10 protein-coding genes are annotated in these 15,743 nt (G+C 72.8%); 9 read left to right on the top strand and 1 reads right to left on the bottom strand.

Annotated features, from left to right (window positions below):
* Positions 1 to 292: 292 nt before the first annotated feature.
* The 3 genes from FH715_RS00480 to FH715_RS00470 all read left to right on the top strand — a co-directional run bounded on the left by FH715_RS00480 (position 293) and on the right by FH715_RS00470 (position 4,089).
* Positions 293 to 1,858, top strand: coding sequence for a PQQ-dependent sugar dehydrogenase (locus FH715_RS00480; protein ID WP_139639973.1), 1,566 nt, complete (start codon positions 293 to 295; stop codon positions 1,856 to 1,858).
* A 321-nt stretch (positions 1,859 to 2,179) separates the two neighbouring features.
* Positions 2,180 to 3,091, top strand: a complete 912-nt coding sequence (locus FH715_RS00475) for a dihydrodipicolinate synthase family protein (RefSeq protein ID WP_139639972.1) — start codon at positions 2,180 to 2,182, stop codon at positions 3,089 to 3,091.
* Positions 3,088 to 4,089 carry a proline racemase family protein gene (locus FH715_RS00470; RefSeq protein WP_139639971.1) on the top strand — a complete coding sequence of 334 codons (1,002 nt, stop codon included), beginning with the start codon at positions 3,088 to 3,090 and terminating at the stop codon, positions 4,087 to 4,089. The genes FH715_RS00475 and FH715_RS00470 overlap by 4 nt, the downstream gene beginning before the upstream one ends.
* A gap of 545 nt (positions 4,090 to 4,634) precedes the next feature.
* Here the strand turns inward: FH715_RS00470 and FH715_RS00465 are convergent.
* On the bottom strand, positions 4,635 to 5,714 hold the full coding sequence (locus tag FH715_RS00465; RefSeq protein ID WP_170184576.1) for an aromatic acid exporter family protein: 1,080 nt from the start codon (positions 5,712 to 5,714) through the stop codon (positions 4,635 to 4,637).
* A 403-nt stretch (positions 5,715 to 6,117) separates the two neighbouring features.
* Here FH715_RS00465 and FH715_RS00460 point away from each other — a divergent pair, with 403 nt between their 5' ends.
* The 6 genes from FH715_RS00460 to FH715_RS00435 all read left to right on the top strand — a co-directional run bounded on the left by FH715_RS00460 (position 6,118) and on the right by FH715_RS00435 (position 15,712).
* On the top strand, positions 6,118 to 7,026 hold the full coding sequence (locus tag FH715_RS00460; RefSeq protein WP_139639969.1) for an SDR family oxidoreductase: 909 nt from the start codon (positions 6,118 to 6,120) through the stop codon (positions 7,024 to 7,026).
* Positions 7,027 to 7,076: 50 nt separating this feature from the next.
* Complete coding sequence (locus FH715_RS00455) at positions 7,077 to 8,252, top strand: zinc-dependent alcohol dehydrogenase (protein WP_139639968.1); 1,176 nt, start codon at positions 7,077 to 7,079, stop codon at positions 8,250 to 8,252.
* Between the two features lie 1,070 nt (positions 8,253 to 9,322).
* Entirely contained in the window at positions 9,323 to 12,121 is a 2,799-nt protein-coding gene (locus tag FH715_RS00450; RefSeq protein WP_139639967.1) for a helix-turn-helix transcriptional regulator, read from the top strand.
* 61 nt (positions 12,122 to 12,182) lie between these two features.
* Positions 12,183 to 12,908 (top strand): class I SAM-dependent DNA methyltransferase, encoded by a 726-nt coding sequence (locus FH715_RS00445; RefSeq protein WP_139639966.1) that lies wholly within the window; start codon positions 12,183 to 12,185, stop codon positions 12,906 to 12,908.
* 192 nt (positions 12,909 to 13,100) lie between these two features.
* Positions 13,101 to 14,693, top strand: coding sequence for an alpha/beta hydrolase (locus FH715_RS00440; RefSeq protein WP_139639965.1), 1,593 nt, complete (start codon positions 13,101 to 13,103; stop codon positions 14,691 to 14,693).
* A gap of 116 nt (positions 14,694 to 14,809) precedes the next feature.
* Complete coding sequence (locus FH715_RS00435) at positions 14,810 to 15,712, top strand: proline iminopeptidase-family hydrolase (protein ID WP_139639964.1); 903 nt, start codon at positions 14,810 to 14,812, stop codon at positions 15,710 to 15,712.
* Positions 15,713 to 15,743: the final 31 nt, after the last annotated feature.

Genomic DNA, 15,743 nt, shown 5'->3' with positions numbered 1-15,743 from the left:
AACTCTTTCCCACAGAGAACCCTAGGCAGGGCGTGATGCGCTGGTCAAAGGTCTGTCGCCTGTCAACTTCCACGCGCTTCGGACGGGATTCCCAACCACCCGCCAAACAAGCCGAGTTGGGGACAACGTTTACTACCGGGAACTGGCGTGGGCGCCCTGGTGTGGCGCCTGGTGAACGGCTAGCGTCGCGCACATCCCACCCCGCGTGCGGCCTGGTCGCGGCCGTTACCCCCGCGCGCCCGGCCGCCCCCGGTCGATCCGGGTCCCACCCCCTCACGCCGTTGGAGCCGTTATGCCACGACGCCGATGGAAAACGCCCCTGCTGGTCGCCGCCTCCCTCTCCCTGCTGACCCCGCTCGCCCTCACCACGACCGCCACGGCCTCGGGGGCCGAGGACACGGCGGCCGAGTCCGCGCCCGGCGACGTCGGGACCACCGCCGTCCCGCTGGAGAACCTGACGGCGGACACCACCCAGGTCGCCTCCGGGCTGCGCCGCCCGACCGCCGTGGTCGCGCCCGACGACGGCACCGGCCGGCTGTTCATCACCGAGAAGCCCGGCACCGTCCGCGCCTACCACCCGGACTCGGGCCTGGAGACGGAGCCGCTGCTCGACGTGATCGACGAGGTGGACTCCTCGGCCAACGAACGCGGCCTGCTCGGCATCGCGCCCGCGCCCGACTTCAGTGAGAGCCAGGAGCTGTATCTCGCGTACACCGCCGCCGCCGACGGCGCGGTGACGCTGGCCCGCTACGGGCTGGACGACGACAGCCTGGAGGTGCTGCTCAGCCAGGAGCACGCCGAGTACGACAACCACAACGGCGGCCAGCTGGCGTTCGGCCCCGACGGCTATCTGTACCTGTCGATCGGCGACGGCGGCGGCTCGGGCGACCCGTTCGACACCGGGCAGCGCGTCGACACCCTGCTGGGCAAGATCCTCCGCCTCGACGTGAGCCAGTCCTGCGGCGAACTCGCCTACTGCGTGCCCGAGGACAACCCGTTCGCCGACGACCCCGACGCCCGCGGGGAGATCTGGTCCTTCGGGCTGCGCAACCCGTGGCGGTTCTCGTTCGACCCCGAGGACGGCTCGCTGTGGATCGGCGACGTCGGGCAGGGAACGATGGAGGAGATCAACCACCTGCCGGCCGGCGAGGGCGGCGCCAACTTCGGCTGGTCCTGCCGCGAGGGCGACGCCGAGTTCGACCCCGAGCAGTGCGACCCCTCGGCCGAGCTGACCGAGCCGATCTTCACCTACCCGCTGACCGGCGGCAACTGCGCCGTGATCGGCGGACACGTCTACCGGGGCCAGGAGTTCGCCGACCTGGCCGGCGGCACCTATGTGACCGTCGACTACTGCTCGTCGAAGATCTTCGGCATCCGCCCGGCCGAGGGCGGCGGCTACGACACCGCCGAGATCGGCAACGTGAGCCAGAACAGCACCCAGATCACCGCCATCGGCACCACCGTCGACGGCGAGTTCTACGCCGTCAACGACCTGCCGGGCGGCCTGCACCGGATCACCTTCGAGGAGACAGCGCCGGCCACCACCTGCGAGGTCGCCGTCGACGTCGAGTCGTGGAACAACGGCTACAACGCCTCGCTGACCCTCACCAACACCGGCGAGGAACCGGTCGAGGGCTGGGAGCTGACGTTCGCGCTCGCCGACGGCCAGCGGTTCGTCTCCGGCTGGGGCGCGGTCTTCACGGCGGAGGGGAACACCGTCGTCGCCCGCGGTGACGCGCACAACGCCACCATCCCGGCCGGCGGAAGCGTGAGCCTCGGCCTGGTCGCCCGCCACCAGGGCGACGCCACGGGACCGGTCGCCTTCACCCTCAACGAGGGCGCCTGCGCGTTGAGTTGACGCGTTGAGTTGATGTCGGAACGCCGCCTCTCCGGGGCGGTGGGAACGCCCGTCGGCCCCGCCGGCGGGCGTTCGCCCGTTCCCCGGGGCCCGCGCGGACCCCTTGCGCCACGAGGGCCGACGCCGGTGCAATGTCACCCACCACATCGCGGCCCCCGACCCACGACCTCGCGCACGACGGCCCCGGCGGCGGCCGGTCCCTGACCAGTCCGCGCGAACTGGTCAGGGACCGGGGCGGCGAACGGTGAACCTCCCCGCGGCGCCTCCTTCCCCGGCCCCGCGGGGAGGCGACTCCGCGCTCCACCCACCGATCGGAGAACGATGAGTACCACCGCTCCCCGGCCGGCATGGCACGGTGTGCACGTCGCCACCGCCCTGCCGTTCACCGACGACCGCGAGGTCGACCTCGACGCCTTCGCCGCCCACGTCGGCTTCCTCGCCGACAACGGCTGCGACGGCGTCTGCCCCAACGGCTCCCTCGGCGAGTACCAGACCCTCACCGAGGCCGAGCGCGCCGCCGTGGTGGAGACCGCCGTCGCCGCCGCGCCCGACGGGTTCGGCGTGATGCCGGGCGTCGCCGCCTACGGCGCGCGGGAGGCCGCCCGCTGGACCGAACAGGCCGCGCGGGCCGGCGCCAGCTCCGTGCTGCTGCTGCCGCCAAACACCTACCGCGCCGACGAGGCCGCCGTCGTCGAGCACTACCGCGAGGCGGCGGCCGTCGGCCTGCCCGTCGTCGCCTACAACAACCCCGTCGACACGAAGGTCGACCTCACCCCCGCGCTGCTCGCCAGGCTCGCCGACGAGCGACTGATCGTCGGCGTCAAGGAGTTCACCGGCGACGTGCGCCGCGCCTACCAGATCGCCGAGCTGGCACCGGGGTTGGACCTGCTGGTGGGTGCCGACGACGTGCTGCTGGAGCTGGGCCTGGCCGGCGCGGTCGGCTGGATCGCCGGCTACCCCAACGCCCTGCCGAAGGCCACCGTCGAGCTCTACCGGCTGGCGACCTCCGGCGACCCGGCCGACATCGCCCGCGCGCTGCCCCTCTACCGGGAGCTGCACCCGCTGCTGCGCTGGGACTCCAGGACGGAGTTCGTGCAGGCCATCAAGCTCTCCATGGACGTGGCCGGGCTGCGCGGCGGGCCCTGCCGCCCGCCGCGTTCCCCGCTGCCCCCCGAGGCCGCCGCCCGCGTCGTGGCCGAGACGGAGGCCGTGCTGGCGCGGGGGCACCGGTGAGGAGCGGGCGCGTCGTGCACGCCGTCGACTCCCACACGGAGGGGATGCCGACGCGCGTGGTGACCGGTGGCGTCGGGGTCTTCCCCGGGGCCACCATGGCGGAGCGGCGCCTCTGGTTCGTCGAACACGCCGACGAGCTGCGGCAGTTCCTGGTCAACGAGCCGCGCGGGCACAGCGCGATGAGCGGCGCGATCCTCCAGCCGCCCACCCGGCCCGACGCCGACATGGGCGTGCTGTTCATCGAGGTCAGCGGCGTGCTGCCGATGTGCGGGCACGGCACCATCGGTGTGGCGACCGTGCTGGTGGAGACCGGAGCGGTGCCCGTCACCGAGCCGGTCACCACCGTGCGGCTCGACACCCCGGCCGGCCTGGTCGTCGCCGAGGTCGAGGTCGCCGACGGCGCCGCCCTCTCCGTGACCCTGCGCAACGTGCCCTCGTACGCCGTCGCCCTGGACCGCGTCGCGGCGGTCCCCGGGCTCGGCGACGTTCCGTACGACCTGGCGTACGGCGGCAACTTCTACGCCGTCGTCCGCCTGGAGGACCTGGCGATCCCCTTCGAACGGGCCGCCGGCGGGCGGATGCTGGAGGCCGCGCTGGCGATCATGGGCGCCATCAACGACGAGGGGCCGCCCGTCCACCCCGAACGTCCCGACACCGTCGGCTGCCACCACGTCTATCTGGAGGCGCCGGGATCCACCGCGCGCCACTCGCGGCACGCCATGGCCATCCACCCCGGCTGGTTCGACCGCTCCCCGTGCGGCACCGGCACCAGCGCGCGGATGGCGCAGCTGCACGCCAGGGGGCTGCTGCCGCTGGGGACCGACTTCGTCAACGAGTCGTTCCTCGGCACCAGTTTCACCGGCCGCCTGGTGGAGTCGACGGAGGTCGCCGGGCGCCCCGCGGTGGTGCCGACGATCAGGGGCCGCGCCTGGATCACGGGCACCGCCCAGTACCTGCTCGACCCGCGCGACCCGTTCCCCCGCGGCTTCGTGCTGTGAGCGGGGCGGCGGCACGGTCCCGCGCGGCGGCGTGCGGGACGGGGCCGGGGGCAAGGGGAGGCGGGCGAAGGTGAAGGGTCCGGAGGGGAAGAGGGAGACGGCGCCCGTCGCGGGATTGGGGCCGCTGAGCAGGCGGGAGCGGCTGTTTGGGGGCGCGGGGAACTGCGCGCATGCTGGGTGGCGGGGGTTGGTCGACTATTGACCTTGCCGGTCTGGGTGGGTTGTCGGCGTGAGCCCGGTGGTGGGTTGCTCGCGCAGTTCCCCGCGCCCCTGGTGTGGGCTGGCGCCGTCGTGCGGGTGCGGGTTCACCTGCGGCAGGTGGCGGCCTGCTTGGGGGCGCGGGGAACTGCGCGGTGCATGTGTGGCGGGGGTCAGTCGACCACGGTGCGGTACCGGCAAGGTGGGTGGTCGGCGTGAGCCCGGTGGTGGGTTGCTCGCGCAGTTCCCCGCGCCCCTGCACGGCCGTGGGCGGCTTGCGCGAGATGGTGGCCGACGCGCTGCGGGCCGCCGTGGTCTCGGGCGGGATGCGGCCGGGCGGGGCCCGTTCAGGAGGCGTCCAACGCGCGGACCATCCGCCGGGCGTCCGACAGCAGCGGCCCGACCACCTCCATCGCGCCGACATCCGGCAGCTCCGACGGCACGACCCTGACCGTCAGCCGCTCCAGCGACGCCGAGGCGCGGGCCACCGCGTCGGTCAGCTCCCGCCGCTCCTCCGCGCCCGCGCCCGTCACATACCGGCCGTAGGCGTCGACGGCGGCCCCGGTGTCACGCAGACAGCGGGCGTAGGTGGGCCTCAGCCAGCCGGGCAGGGCCGGCTCGTCCGCGGTCCGCGCGGCGGCCTCCTCCACGACGCGGGCCAGTCCCTCCGCGTTGTCCACCAGCTGCCGCACGGTGTGCACCACGTCCTCCGTGGTGTAGTCGGAGGGCAGCACGCTCTCCGTCGCCCGGCGGCGCACGTTCAGCCGCAGGCTCTCCCGGTCCCACTCCCAGGCCGCGCGTGTCGCCCTCGCCCACCGCGGCAGGCGCCGGGCCCGATCGGCGACCCGCGGGGCATCGCCCCAGTCGGCCTCGTCGAACACCGCGGCCAGCTCCGCCAACACGCCTGCCACCTCGTCCGTGGCGTCGCGCACCGCCGCACCCGCGTCCCGCAGATAGCGCGGTGGCCGCACCAGGGCGTTCACCCCGATCCCCAGCGCCGCTCCCACGGCGGCGGCGCCCACCCGTTCCGCGCTGACCAGCGGGGTCACCGGGCCGCCCGCGAGCGCGAAGATCGTCGACGTGGCCACGGTGACCCCCTGCTCGCCGAACCTGTCCAGGTTCCCCACCAGCAGCGCGACGGGCAGCACCACCACCAGCGTGAGCAACTGGTCGCCCAGCACCAGCGCCGTCCCCGTCGCCAGGGCCGTGCCCAGCACGATCGCCACCGTCTGCCGCAGCCCGTCCGCCAGCGAGCGGTAGACGGTCGACTGCACCAGCACCACGGCGACCCACGGCGCCATCAGGCTCAGGCTGTCGGTGAACAGCCAGGAGGCCACCAGCCAGGCCAGCAGCGCCGCCAGCGCGCTCTTCGCCGACTGCGCCGCCAGGTCGCGCTCCCGCCCGGGACCGTGGGCCGCGCGCCGCACGGCCTCCCAGGACCGCCGCGCTGACCACCGGAGCCGTGACGCTCCCCCGCGCATCTGTCCGCCTCCCCTCTCTCCGGCCGTCGCCCGGTCCCGCCACCGGGCGAGCACACCGGGTTGCCCGGCGGGACGCGTCTCAACCGCCCCGCGGGGAGGCGGCGCGCCCGGCGCCCGCCGGCGGGTCCCGGGCGGCGGCGTGAGGGAGGGACGCGGGAAACCGCGCGAGCGGCCACTCACCGGTGCGACCGCGCCCCGCCCACCCGGCACCGTCGTCGACCCGGCGGCGGGCGCCCGCATATTCCCCCGTCGCACCGGGCACCCGGGAGCTCCGCCGCACGCGGGGCCAGGCGAGGCCGCGCCGCACACGGCGGCGGGCGGACGGAAGGAACACGGAGGAGGAACGGACATGAACCAGCGGGGCCCGGACGACACCCCCGACGGCGGCGCGGCCCACCCGGCCGAGCGACAGCCCAGCCCGGAGTTTCCCGACCAGTCCCAGCGGCTACCCGGCCACACCGACGAGATGGCGCCGCGCCCCGACCACGGCGAGGACTCCTACCGGGGCTGCGGGCGGCTCGGCGAACGCCGCGCGCTGATCACCGGCGGCGACTCGGGGATCGGACGGGCCGTGGCCCTCGCCTTCGCGCGGGAGGGCGCCGACGTGCTCTTCACCCATCTCCCCGAGGAGGCCGACGACGCCCGTGAGACCACCCGGCTGATCACCGAGGCCGGCCGGCGCGCCGTGCCCGTGGAGTGCGACATCCGCGAGGAGGAGCAGTGCCGACGGGTGGTGGACCGCGCGGTGGCGGAGTTCGGCGGCGTCGACGTGCTGGTCAACAACGCGGCTTACCAGATGGCCAGGCCCGGCAGTCTGGACGAGATCGAGACCGACCAGTTCGACCGGGTGGTCAAAACCAATCTCTACGGCATGTTCTGGCTGACCAAGATGTGTCTGCCGCACCTGACCGAGGGCGGCAGTGTCATCAACACCACCTCGGTGCAGGCCTACCAGCCGTCGCCGCACCTGCTGGACTACGCGATGACCAAGGGCGCCATCGTCACCTTCACCAAGGGACTGGCCACCCATCTCGCCGAGCGCGGCATCCGGGTCAACGCGGTGGCGCCAGGCCCGGTCTGGACGCCGCTGATCCCGTCGACGATGCCGGACACCACGGAGTTCGGCGCCAAGTCGGCGTTCGGACGGCCCGCGCAGCCCGCCGAGTTGGCGCCCGCCTATGTCTATCTGGCTTCCCAGGACGCCGCGTTCATCACGGCTGAGGTGGTCAACGCCACGGGCGGCGCACCGTTGCCCTGAACGAAGCGGCGTCCGGCTCCTGTCCCCCGCATCCACGGAGGTGTTTCGAGATGAAGGCCAATGTCTGGCACGGCAAGCGCGACGTCCGGGTGGAGGAGGTGCCCGACCCGGTCATCCAGCAGCCGACCGACGCCGTCGTGCGCGTCACGTCCACCGGGCTGTGCGGCTCCGACCTCCATCTGTACGAGGTGCTGGCGCCGTTCATGACGCCCGGCGACGTGCTGGGGCACGAGCCGATGGGCATCGTGGAGGAGACCGGTTCGGCCGTCACCGATCTCGCGCCGGGCGACCGGGTGGTGGTGCCCTTCCAGATCGCCTGCGGTGAGTGCTTCATGTGCCGGCGGGGGCTCCAGACCCAGTGCGAGACCACGCAGGTGCGTCAACAGGGCAGCGGCGCCGCGCTGTTCGGCTACACCAAGCTCTACGGCTCGGTTCCGGGCGCCCAGGCCGAGTACCTGCGGGTGCCGCAGGCGCAGTACGGCCCGGTCCGGGTGCCGCACGAGGGGCCGGACGACCGTTACCTGTATCTCTCGGACGTGCTGCCGACGGCGTGGCAGGCCGTCGAGTACGCGGGCATCCCGCCGGGCGGCAGCGTGGCGGTGCTCGGGCTCGGACCCGTCGGGGAGATGGCCTGCCGGGTGGCCCTGCACCGCGGCGCAGGCCAGGTGATCGGCATCGACCTGGTGCCGGAGCGGCTGGAGCGGGCCGCCGCCAGGGGCGTGCAGGTGCTGGACCTCAACCAGCTTGACGACGTGGTGGGCGCCGTCCGCGACGCGACGGCCGGGCGCGGCCCCGACTCGGTGATCGAGGCCGTGGGAATGGAGGCGCACGGCGGGGTGGTGGCCTCGCTGCTCCAGAGCATGGTCGGCTTCCTCCCGGGGCACCTCGCCGAACGGGCCGCCGCGAAGGCGGGGGTCGACCGGCTGGCGGCTCTCTATCCGGCGATCGACATGGTGCGGCGCGGCGGCACCATCTCGCTGAGCGGCGTCTACGGGGGCATGGCCGACCCGATGCCGATGTTGAAACTCTTCGACCGGCAGATCGAACTCCGCATGGGGCAGGCCAACGTGCGGCGCTGGGTGCCGGAGATCCTGCCGCTGCTCGGTGACGACGACCCGTTGGGCGTGGACGACTTCGCCGCGGAACACCGCCCGCTGAGCGAAGCACCCGACGCGTACGAGCGCTTTCAGCGGAAGGAGACGGGAAAGGTCGTGCTGCTCCCCTGAACGCGCCGGCCGGCACGGGGAAGACCGGTCAGGCGACGTTCAGGGAGCCGGCCATACCGGAGAAACGCGCGAGAAACGGTCGAGAAACTGTGGGCGACGGCGCGTTTATCTCTCCCCGAACCGGGTGGTGCCGCCCGGGGGATGAACGTCGAAGACGTCCCGTGTGGACGGATCTTCACCGTTCACTCGGATTGCGTGCCGCCTTCGGTGGCGGTGGAGGATTCGTACCTTCTCCGGTGGTACGTCGTGGCGGCGTTCGCCGCGAGGCGGTGTAAACCGCGCCTCGGGCGGCGCTTTCCGGGGGCGGTCGGCGGGCGGGGGAACCCGTAGCGGAGGGAAGAATTCCGGTTCTGTGCGGAGAGGAGTGCCGCGTCGGCCGGCGCGGCATTCACCTCCCAATCCCAAGAGTTCGCAGTCCCGCTTGGTAAAGCGCTTTCCGATCATCAGGTGTGTTCCGGAAGCCGTTGGAATGGCCTCGGAACGCCGTTCCGTAGCCGACGCCCTTCTCGTTGCGCGGGCGAACTCGCCCCTCCGCGCCCCGTTGCCCCGGGTGGTGCCGACGGCGGGCGCGCGGGCGCGTGTGGCCGCCGTCGGAGCCGTGTACGCAGGTCGAATCCCTGGCGAGGGCGGAGCGCGCCCGGGCGGGTAAAAACGGCGAGTCGGACATTGTGCGCGCCTCGGTCCCATCTCCCCGTGGCCGCCCCACAGTGCGACGTATCCGCGCCTCTCGCCGTGTAGTGGCGCATCGTTGTGAGAATGGTGCAACGCAAAGGTGCTTTAAAGGGGTGGTCAAGTTGAGGTGGCGTGTCTATAGTAGACGCGTGTACACGGAGCAAGGACCAGGCGTGTGCACGAAGCTAGGACCGACACGGAGACCGCGCCTCGCTGCGCGGTTTCGCTTCGTCCATGCGGGGGTTCCTGTCCTCGATCGCCGAGGGCGCCCTCGGGACCGCGAAACGCCATCCCGGGAGAGTGAGGAATACCGAGTTTGACCCTGGCGACCAACGGGGATTCTGTGTGACCGCAGAAGTGCTTCCCCGGGTTCTGGCCACCATAATTAGGGGGAAGACGTGATTCTGAGCGAACGTTCGCGTGCGCTTTCCGAACTCCAGGAGCTTGTCCAGGCCGCCCGAAAAGGGCGTGGAAGCGTCGCGGTTGTCGCCGGCCCTGTCGCAGTCGGTAAAACCGAGCTGACGCACTCCCTGATCGAATCCCTCGAAGGGGAGTCCGAGCTGGTCGTGCTCCGTGCGCACGCCACCCGCATGGGAAAGCGACGACCCATGGATATGTTAACTCAACTGGCTAAGGAATACGAGGGAGTTGAGGGCAGGCCGACAGCTTCCTGGCCCATCGCCCCGTGGCCCGATCTGGAGAACGACGGCAAGCAGATCGCCGAGGACATCGCGCGCATGTCCCGGCGGACTCCCGTGCTCGCCGTCGTCGACGACCTGCACCACAGCGACCCCGAGTCGCTCACCGGTATCCTTCACCTGGTCCGCCTCGCCCGCACCAGTCCCGTCGTGGTGGTGCTGGTGGTCCCCGACCGCTCCCACCTCATCATCCCCCTGTTCTGCGCCGAGTTGATGCGCGAGCCGCACTACTCGCAGCTCCGCCTCGGGCCGTTGACCCGGGACGGCGTGCGGGAGGTCGTCGGCCGCGACCTGGGCCCCGAGGCCGCCGAGTGGATGACCGACGACTGCTACCGCACCAGCGGCGGCAACCCCCTGGTCCTGCGCACCCTCATCGAGGAGTGGCGCGCCAACTCCCCCCGCGGTCGCGGCGAAGCGACCCCGACCGAGGCGCCGCGCCTGGAGGCCGGCCGCGTCTCCGCGTTGGCCGTCTTCGCCTCCCTGCACCGCAGCGGCCCCGAGATACTGGCCGTGGCGCGCGGCATCGCGTTGCTCGGCGCCGAGGCCAACGTCGACCTGCTGGCGCAGCTGCTGAAGACCGACCCCGAACTGGTCACCGAGCAGCTCCGCTCCCTGACGGACGCGGGCATCCTGCACGACTCGGACCACCCGGACGACGTCGGCGTCCAGGACGTGCGGTTCCGCCACCCCCGGGCCGCCGAAACCCTCCTGGAGGACCCGGAGTTCACCGAGCTCCCCACCCAGCACTACCAGGTAGCCGCCATCCTGGAGTCCGAGGGCTACAGCAGCTCCCTGGTCGCCAGGCACCTGGTCGCCTCCGACGCCACCTCCGCGGCGTGGACCACCTCCGTGCTGCGGGACTCCGCGATGGAGGCCGTCGGCCAGGGCGACTGGTCGTTCGCCGTCCGGTGCCTCGCGCTGGCGATGCGCGGCCCACTCGACGACGCGGAGAAGGGCCGCGTCATCACCAAGCTGATCTGGGCCCAGTGGCGGCTCAACCCGGCGCGCGTCATCCGCTACCTCGACCAGTGCCACGCGCTCCAACGGGCGGGGATGGTCCCCGACGAGGACACCGTCACGCTGCTGACGATCTTCCTGTGGCACGGCCGGACCGACCAGGCCGCGGCCATGCTGGTCGACGTGGCGATGCGCGCGACGACATCCGAGCGCAGGGCCGAGCTACGCGCGTTCCTCGGCTGGGCGCTGATCAGCTACCCGGCGCTGCGGCACCGGCTGGACGAGGCCGACCCCGCGCTCCTCGACCGGCTCGCCGAGGTCGACGACCCCGCCCTGCTGCGCCATCTGCGGGCGCTGCGCGGCGCGTTCAGCGAGCAGGGCCCCAGCGACGTGGCCGCGCTCAGCGAGAGCATCGGCACCGACGGGGTCACCAGGGGCGACGCCGTCGCCACCGTGCTCCAGGCGCTGGTGTGCGTCGACGAACTCGACCGCGCCGAACGGTGCGCTACGCGCGTCGTCACCGAGTCGGGAGGCGCCGGCATCGACTCGCTGCGCGGCGTCCCGCAGGCCATCCGCGCCGAGACCATGCGGCGCAGGGGCGATCTGATCACCGCCGAGCGGTACGCGACGACCGCCCTGAAGCACCTGGCGCCCCGCGCCTGGGGCGTCGCGCTCGGCCTGCCGCTGAGCGTGCTGGTCGCCGCGCACACCGCGCGCGGCGACCTGGACCAGGCTGAGGAGTACCTCTCCTGGATCGTGCCGCAGAACATGTTCGAGACGCTGCACGGCGTCGCCTATCTGCACGCCCGCGCCCGCTACCGGCTGGCCGGCGGGCAGTACCAGGCCGCCCACCGGGACTTCCTGCGCTGCGGCGAGCTGCTGACGCGCTGGGAGATGGACATCCCCGCGCTCGCGCCCTGGCGGCTCGGCCTCGCCGAGGTGTCGCTCGCGCAGGGCGACCGGGCCGAGGCCAGGCGGCTGCTGGAGAAGCAGCTGCGCCACCCACGGGGCCAGCATCCGCGGGTGCGGGGCGCCGCGCTGCGGGTCTACGCGCGGGTGGTGGACCGCCACCGCAGGCTCGGGGTGCTGACGGAGGCCGCCGAGGTGCTCTCCGAGGGGCAGGACCTGCACCAGCGGTTCCTCGTGCTCGTCGACCTCAGCCTCGCCCACCAGGACATGGGTGACTCCCAAAGCGCCCGCGCCGTCGGCGAGTTGGCGTGGCGCGGCGCCGTCCGCTGCGGCGCCGAGCGGGTCGCCCGCACCCTGCTGCCCGAGTCCAGCACCGTCGGCGCCCCCGAGCCGGCGACGCTGCCCGCCTGGTCCGGCTGGGAGGCGGCGCAGCTCAGCGAGGCCGAGCAGCGGGTCGCCCAACTGGCGGCGGCCGGCGACACCAACCGGGAGATCTCCCGGAAGCTCTTCATCACGATCAGCACCGTCGAGCAGCACCTGACCCGCGTCTACCGCAAGCTCCAGCTCTCCGGCCGCGCCGACCTGCAACGCATCCACGCGGGCAACGGCACCGTCCGGGCGGCCACCGGCTGACCCCCTCCTCGCCGGAACCGCCCACACCACCCCGTCCTGACCGCCAGAAGGGCGTCCCTTCGTGTACGACACCCAGTTCGCCGAAGTGTATGACCGCGTCTACTGCACCCTGTACGACTACGCAGCCCACGCCCGTCTGATCGCCGACCTCGCCAGGGAACACGCCCCCGAAGCCGCCACCCTGCTGGACGTCGGCTGCGGCACCGGCGAGCATCTGCGCCATCTGCGCGGCGAGTTCGCGGTGACGGGGCTCGACCTGTCCGAGCCGATGCTGGCCAGGGCGCGCGAGAAGCTGCCGGCGGACGTCCCGCTGCACCAGGCCGACATGCGGAAGTTCGACCTCGGCCGCTCGTACGACGTGATCTGCTCCATGTACAGCGCCGTCGGCTACCTCGGCGGCGTTCCCGACCTGCGCGACGCCGTCGCCACCATGGCCCGCCACCTCACGCCCGCCGGGGTGCTGATCGTCGAACCGTGGATCCTCCGCGAACGCTGGCGGGGCGGGCAGCTCGCCCACGCCTCCGTGGAGCGGGACGGCGTGACCATCTCCCGGATGGGCCAGTGGCGCACCGAGGGCGACCGGTCGGCCGTCGACATGCACTACCTGGTCTCCGAGCCGGGCGGCGAGGGCGTGCGGCACTTCGTCGACCGCGAGGACCTGGCGCTCTTCTCCGGCGACGCGTACGAGGAGGCGTTCACCGCCGCCGGCCTGACGCCCCGGCTGCTGCCCGTGGGCCGGGGCGACCGCGGCGTCTACGTCGCGACGCGAACGGCCGGGACGGCCTGACGAAGGGCCGCGGGGGCGTCCCGCCGACGTGACGCCCCCACGGCCGTCCCGCCACCTTCGAGCCGCGGCGGCTTTGCCCATGTGAAGGGCGGATAGGGGGGAGTTAGGGGGTGCGTCCGCCGGGCGGACGGCGGCAGTCTGCGAGACCCCTCGGGTACTCGTGGCCCGTCGTGATCAGACCGGAGGAAGCCGATGCCCGCACACGCACGACCCCGACGCCGTGCCGCGCTCGCCGCGGCCTGTTCCTTCGCCCTCGCCGCCCCGCTGCTGGCCGCCGCCACGCCGGCGGGCGCCACCGCGCCCGACCCCCGCGTCGACTGGGGCGCCTGCGACGACGACATCCTCGCCACCGTTCCCGACGGCGAACGCGACCGCTACAGCTGCGCCGACCACGAGGTGCCGCTGGACCACGCCGACCCGGAGGGGGAGCGGATCAGCATCGCCCTGCTCCGCCGCGCCGCCGACGACCCGGACGCCAGGATCGGCTCCGCCTTCGTCAACCCGGGCGGCCCCGGCAACGCCGGCCGCGTCCTCGCCGTCAACGCCGCCAACCACCTCGACGAGGAGGTGCTGGACTCCTTCGACATCGTCGGCTTCGACCCCAGGGGCACCGGCGCCTCCACCCCGTTCAGCTGCTTCACCAGCGACGAGGAGGCGGCCGGCGTCTTCGGCCGGCTGATCCGCACGCCGGTGAACGAGGAGGAGGTCAGCGGTTCGCTGGCCGGCTACCGGAGCTACGCCGAGCACTGCGCGGCCAACGCGGGCCCGCTGATCGAGCACATGTCGACCCGGGACGTCGCGCACGACCTCGACGCGCTGCGCGCCGCCGTCGGCGAGGAGCGGATCACCTATGTCGGCCAGTCCTACGGCACGTTGATCGGCGCGACCTACGCCAACCTCTACCCGGAACGGGTGCGGGCCATGGTCTTCGACGCGTCCGTCGACCCCGACCTGCGCACCAACGACGGGCTTGAGCAGGACAGGCAGCGCGCCGGGGCGCACGAGGAGGCGCTGGACGCCTTCCTGACCGCGTGCGCGGAGGCCGGTGACGCGTGCGCCTTCGGCTCGGGCGACCCGCACGCCAAGTGGGACGCGCTGCGCGAACGGCTCCACCAGGGCCCGATCGACGTGCCGGGCGGCGCCCCGCTGACGGCCGACGGGCTGATCACCGGGGTCGCCTACGGGCTGTTCTCCCAGGCCGGGCTCGGCCAGTTGGCCGCCCAGCTCCAGGGCGCCCACGACGCGATGACCGGGGCGACCACCGAGGGCGCGGCCGACCCGCGCGCCCTGCTGACGGCCGAGGCCCCGCTCGGGGCGGCCGGCCCGGACGCGGAGCCGAGCCCACATCTCTTCTCCGACCCGCACTTCGCGTTCAACTGCTCGGACAAGCCGTTCGACCACGCGCAGGGCGACGTGCCGGCGCTCGTCGAGGAGTGGGAGGCGGAGATGCCCACCTTCAGCCGCTTCCAGCTCTTCGGCGAGGCGGCGCTGTGCCCGCTGTGGCCCGCGGCGTCCCCCGACCCGTACACCGGCCCCTGGGAGCTGAGCACCGAGATCCCGGTGCTGGTCCTGGGCGGCGTGCACGATCCGGCGACGCCCTACGCGTTCTCCGAGCGCGTGGTCGAGCAGCTCGGCGCGGCGCGGCTGGTGACGGTCGACGGCTTCGGCCACTGCTTCACCGGCCTCTCCGAGGCCGGCGACGCGCTCGTCTCCGACTACCTGCTCGACCTGCGGGTCCCCGAGGAGGGAACCGTCGTCGAGTTGGACGCCCCGCCCTTCAGTTGACCAGCGGTCCGCTGACCACCGTCAACTGGTCACCAGACCACCAGACCACCAGACCACCAGACCGCCAAGCCAGCAGACCACGCCCGAACCGGAAGAGACCGAGGTGACCCGGCACGATGGCTCCCCCTCCGAGCGCCCGTGGAACGGTGGAGTTCCGCGAGTGGCGCACCTGGTACCGCATCACCGGTGACCTCGACTCGGGACGCCCCCCGCTGGTCGTCGTCCACGGCGGGCCGGGCTCCACCCACGACTACATGCTCGCCGTCGCCGAGCTGGCCGAGGACGGCTGGCCCGTCGTCCACTACGACCAGCTGGGCAACGGCGGCTCCACCCATCTCCCGGACCGCGACGCGGAGTTCTGGACCGTCCAGCTCTTCCTCGACGAACTGGACAACCTGCTCACCAAGCTCGGCATCGCCGACAACTACACGCTGCTGGGCCACTCCTGGGGCGGACTGCTCATCGCGCGGCACGCCGCGTCCCGCCCCGCCGGGCTGCGCGGCCTCGCCATCGTCAGCTCGCCGGCCTCCTACCCGCTGTGGCTGGAGGAGGTCGGCAAGCTGCGCGAGCGGCTGCCCGACGGCGTCAACGAGACGCTGCTCCGCCACGAGGCGGCCGGCACCACCGACAGCGACGAGTACACCAACGCCATGCGGCCGTTCTACGACCGCCACGTCTGCCGGGTGAACCCCTGGCCCCGCGACTTCATGGCGTCGTTCTACGAGATCTACAACAACCCCAGCGTCTACTACGCGATGAACGGGCCCAACGAGTTCCACGTCATCGGCACCCTCAAGGACTGGGGAGTGATCGAGTCCTGCCCCGACATCGCCGCCCCCACCCTGCTGCTGGCCGGCGAGCACGACGAGGCGACCCCCGCCACCATGCGGCCGTTCCACGACCACATCCCGGACGTGCGCTGGGAGATCGTCGACGACGCCAGCCACGTGCCGCACCTGGAACAGCCCGAACGGTTCCGCGAGGTGCTCGGCGGCTTCCTCAAGGAGATCGCCGGATAGGCGCACCGACCACCCACGGGCGCCGTTGACC

Source organism: Streptomyces sedi (genome assembly GCF_006335015.1).
In the GTDB taxonomy this organism is placed as follows: Bacteria; Actinomycetota; Actinomycetes; order Streptomycetales; family Streptomycetaceae; genus Streptomyces; species Streptomyces sedi.
The sequence above is the reverse complement of the archived record's forward strand: the minus strand, read 5'-3'. Positions and strand labels throughout refer to the sequence as shown.

Bases quoted from the DNA above. Each gene is read 5' to 3' on its own strand.
- FH715_RS00435 (WP_139639964.1), top strand. From the start codon at position 14,810: ATGGCTCCCCCTCCGAGCGCCCGTGGAACGGTGGAGTTCCGCGAGTGG.
- FH715_RS00460 (WP_139639969.1), top strand. From the start codon at position 6,118: ATGAACCAGCGGGGCCCGGACGACACCCCCGACGGCGGCGCGGCCCAC.
- FH715_RS00455 (WP_139639968.1), top strand. From the start codon at position 7,077: ATGAAGGCCAATGTCTGGCACGGCAAGCGCGACGTCCGGGTGGAGGAG.
- FH715_RS00475 (WP_139639972.1), top strand. From the start codon at position 2,180: ATGAGTACCACCGCTCCCCGGCCGGCATGGCACGGTGTGCACGTCGCC.
- FH715_RS00440 (WP_139639965.1), top strand. From the start codon at position 13,101: ATGCCCGCACACGCACGACCCCGACGCCGTGCCGCGCTCGCCGCGGCC.
- FH715_RS00480 (WP_139639973.1), top strand. From the start codon at position 293: ATGCCACGACGCCGATGGAAAACGCCCCTGCTGGTCGCCGCCTCCCTC.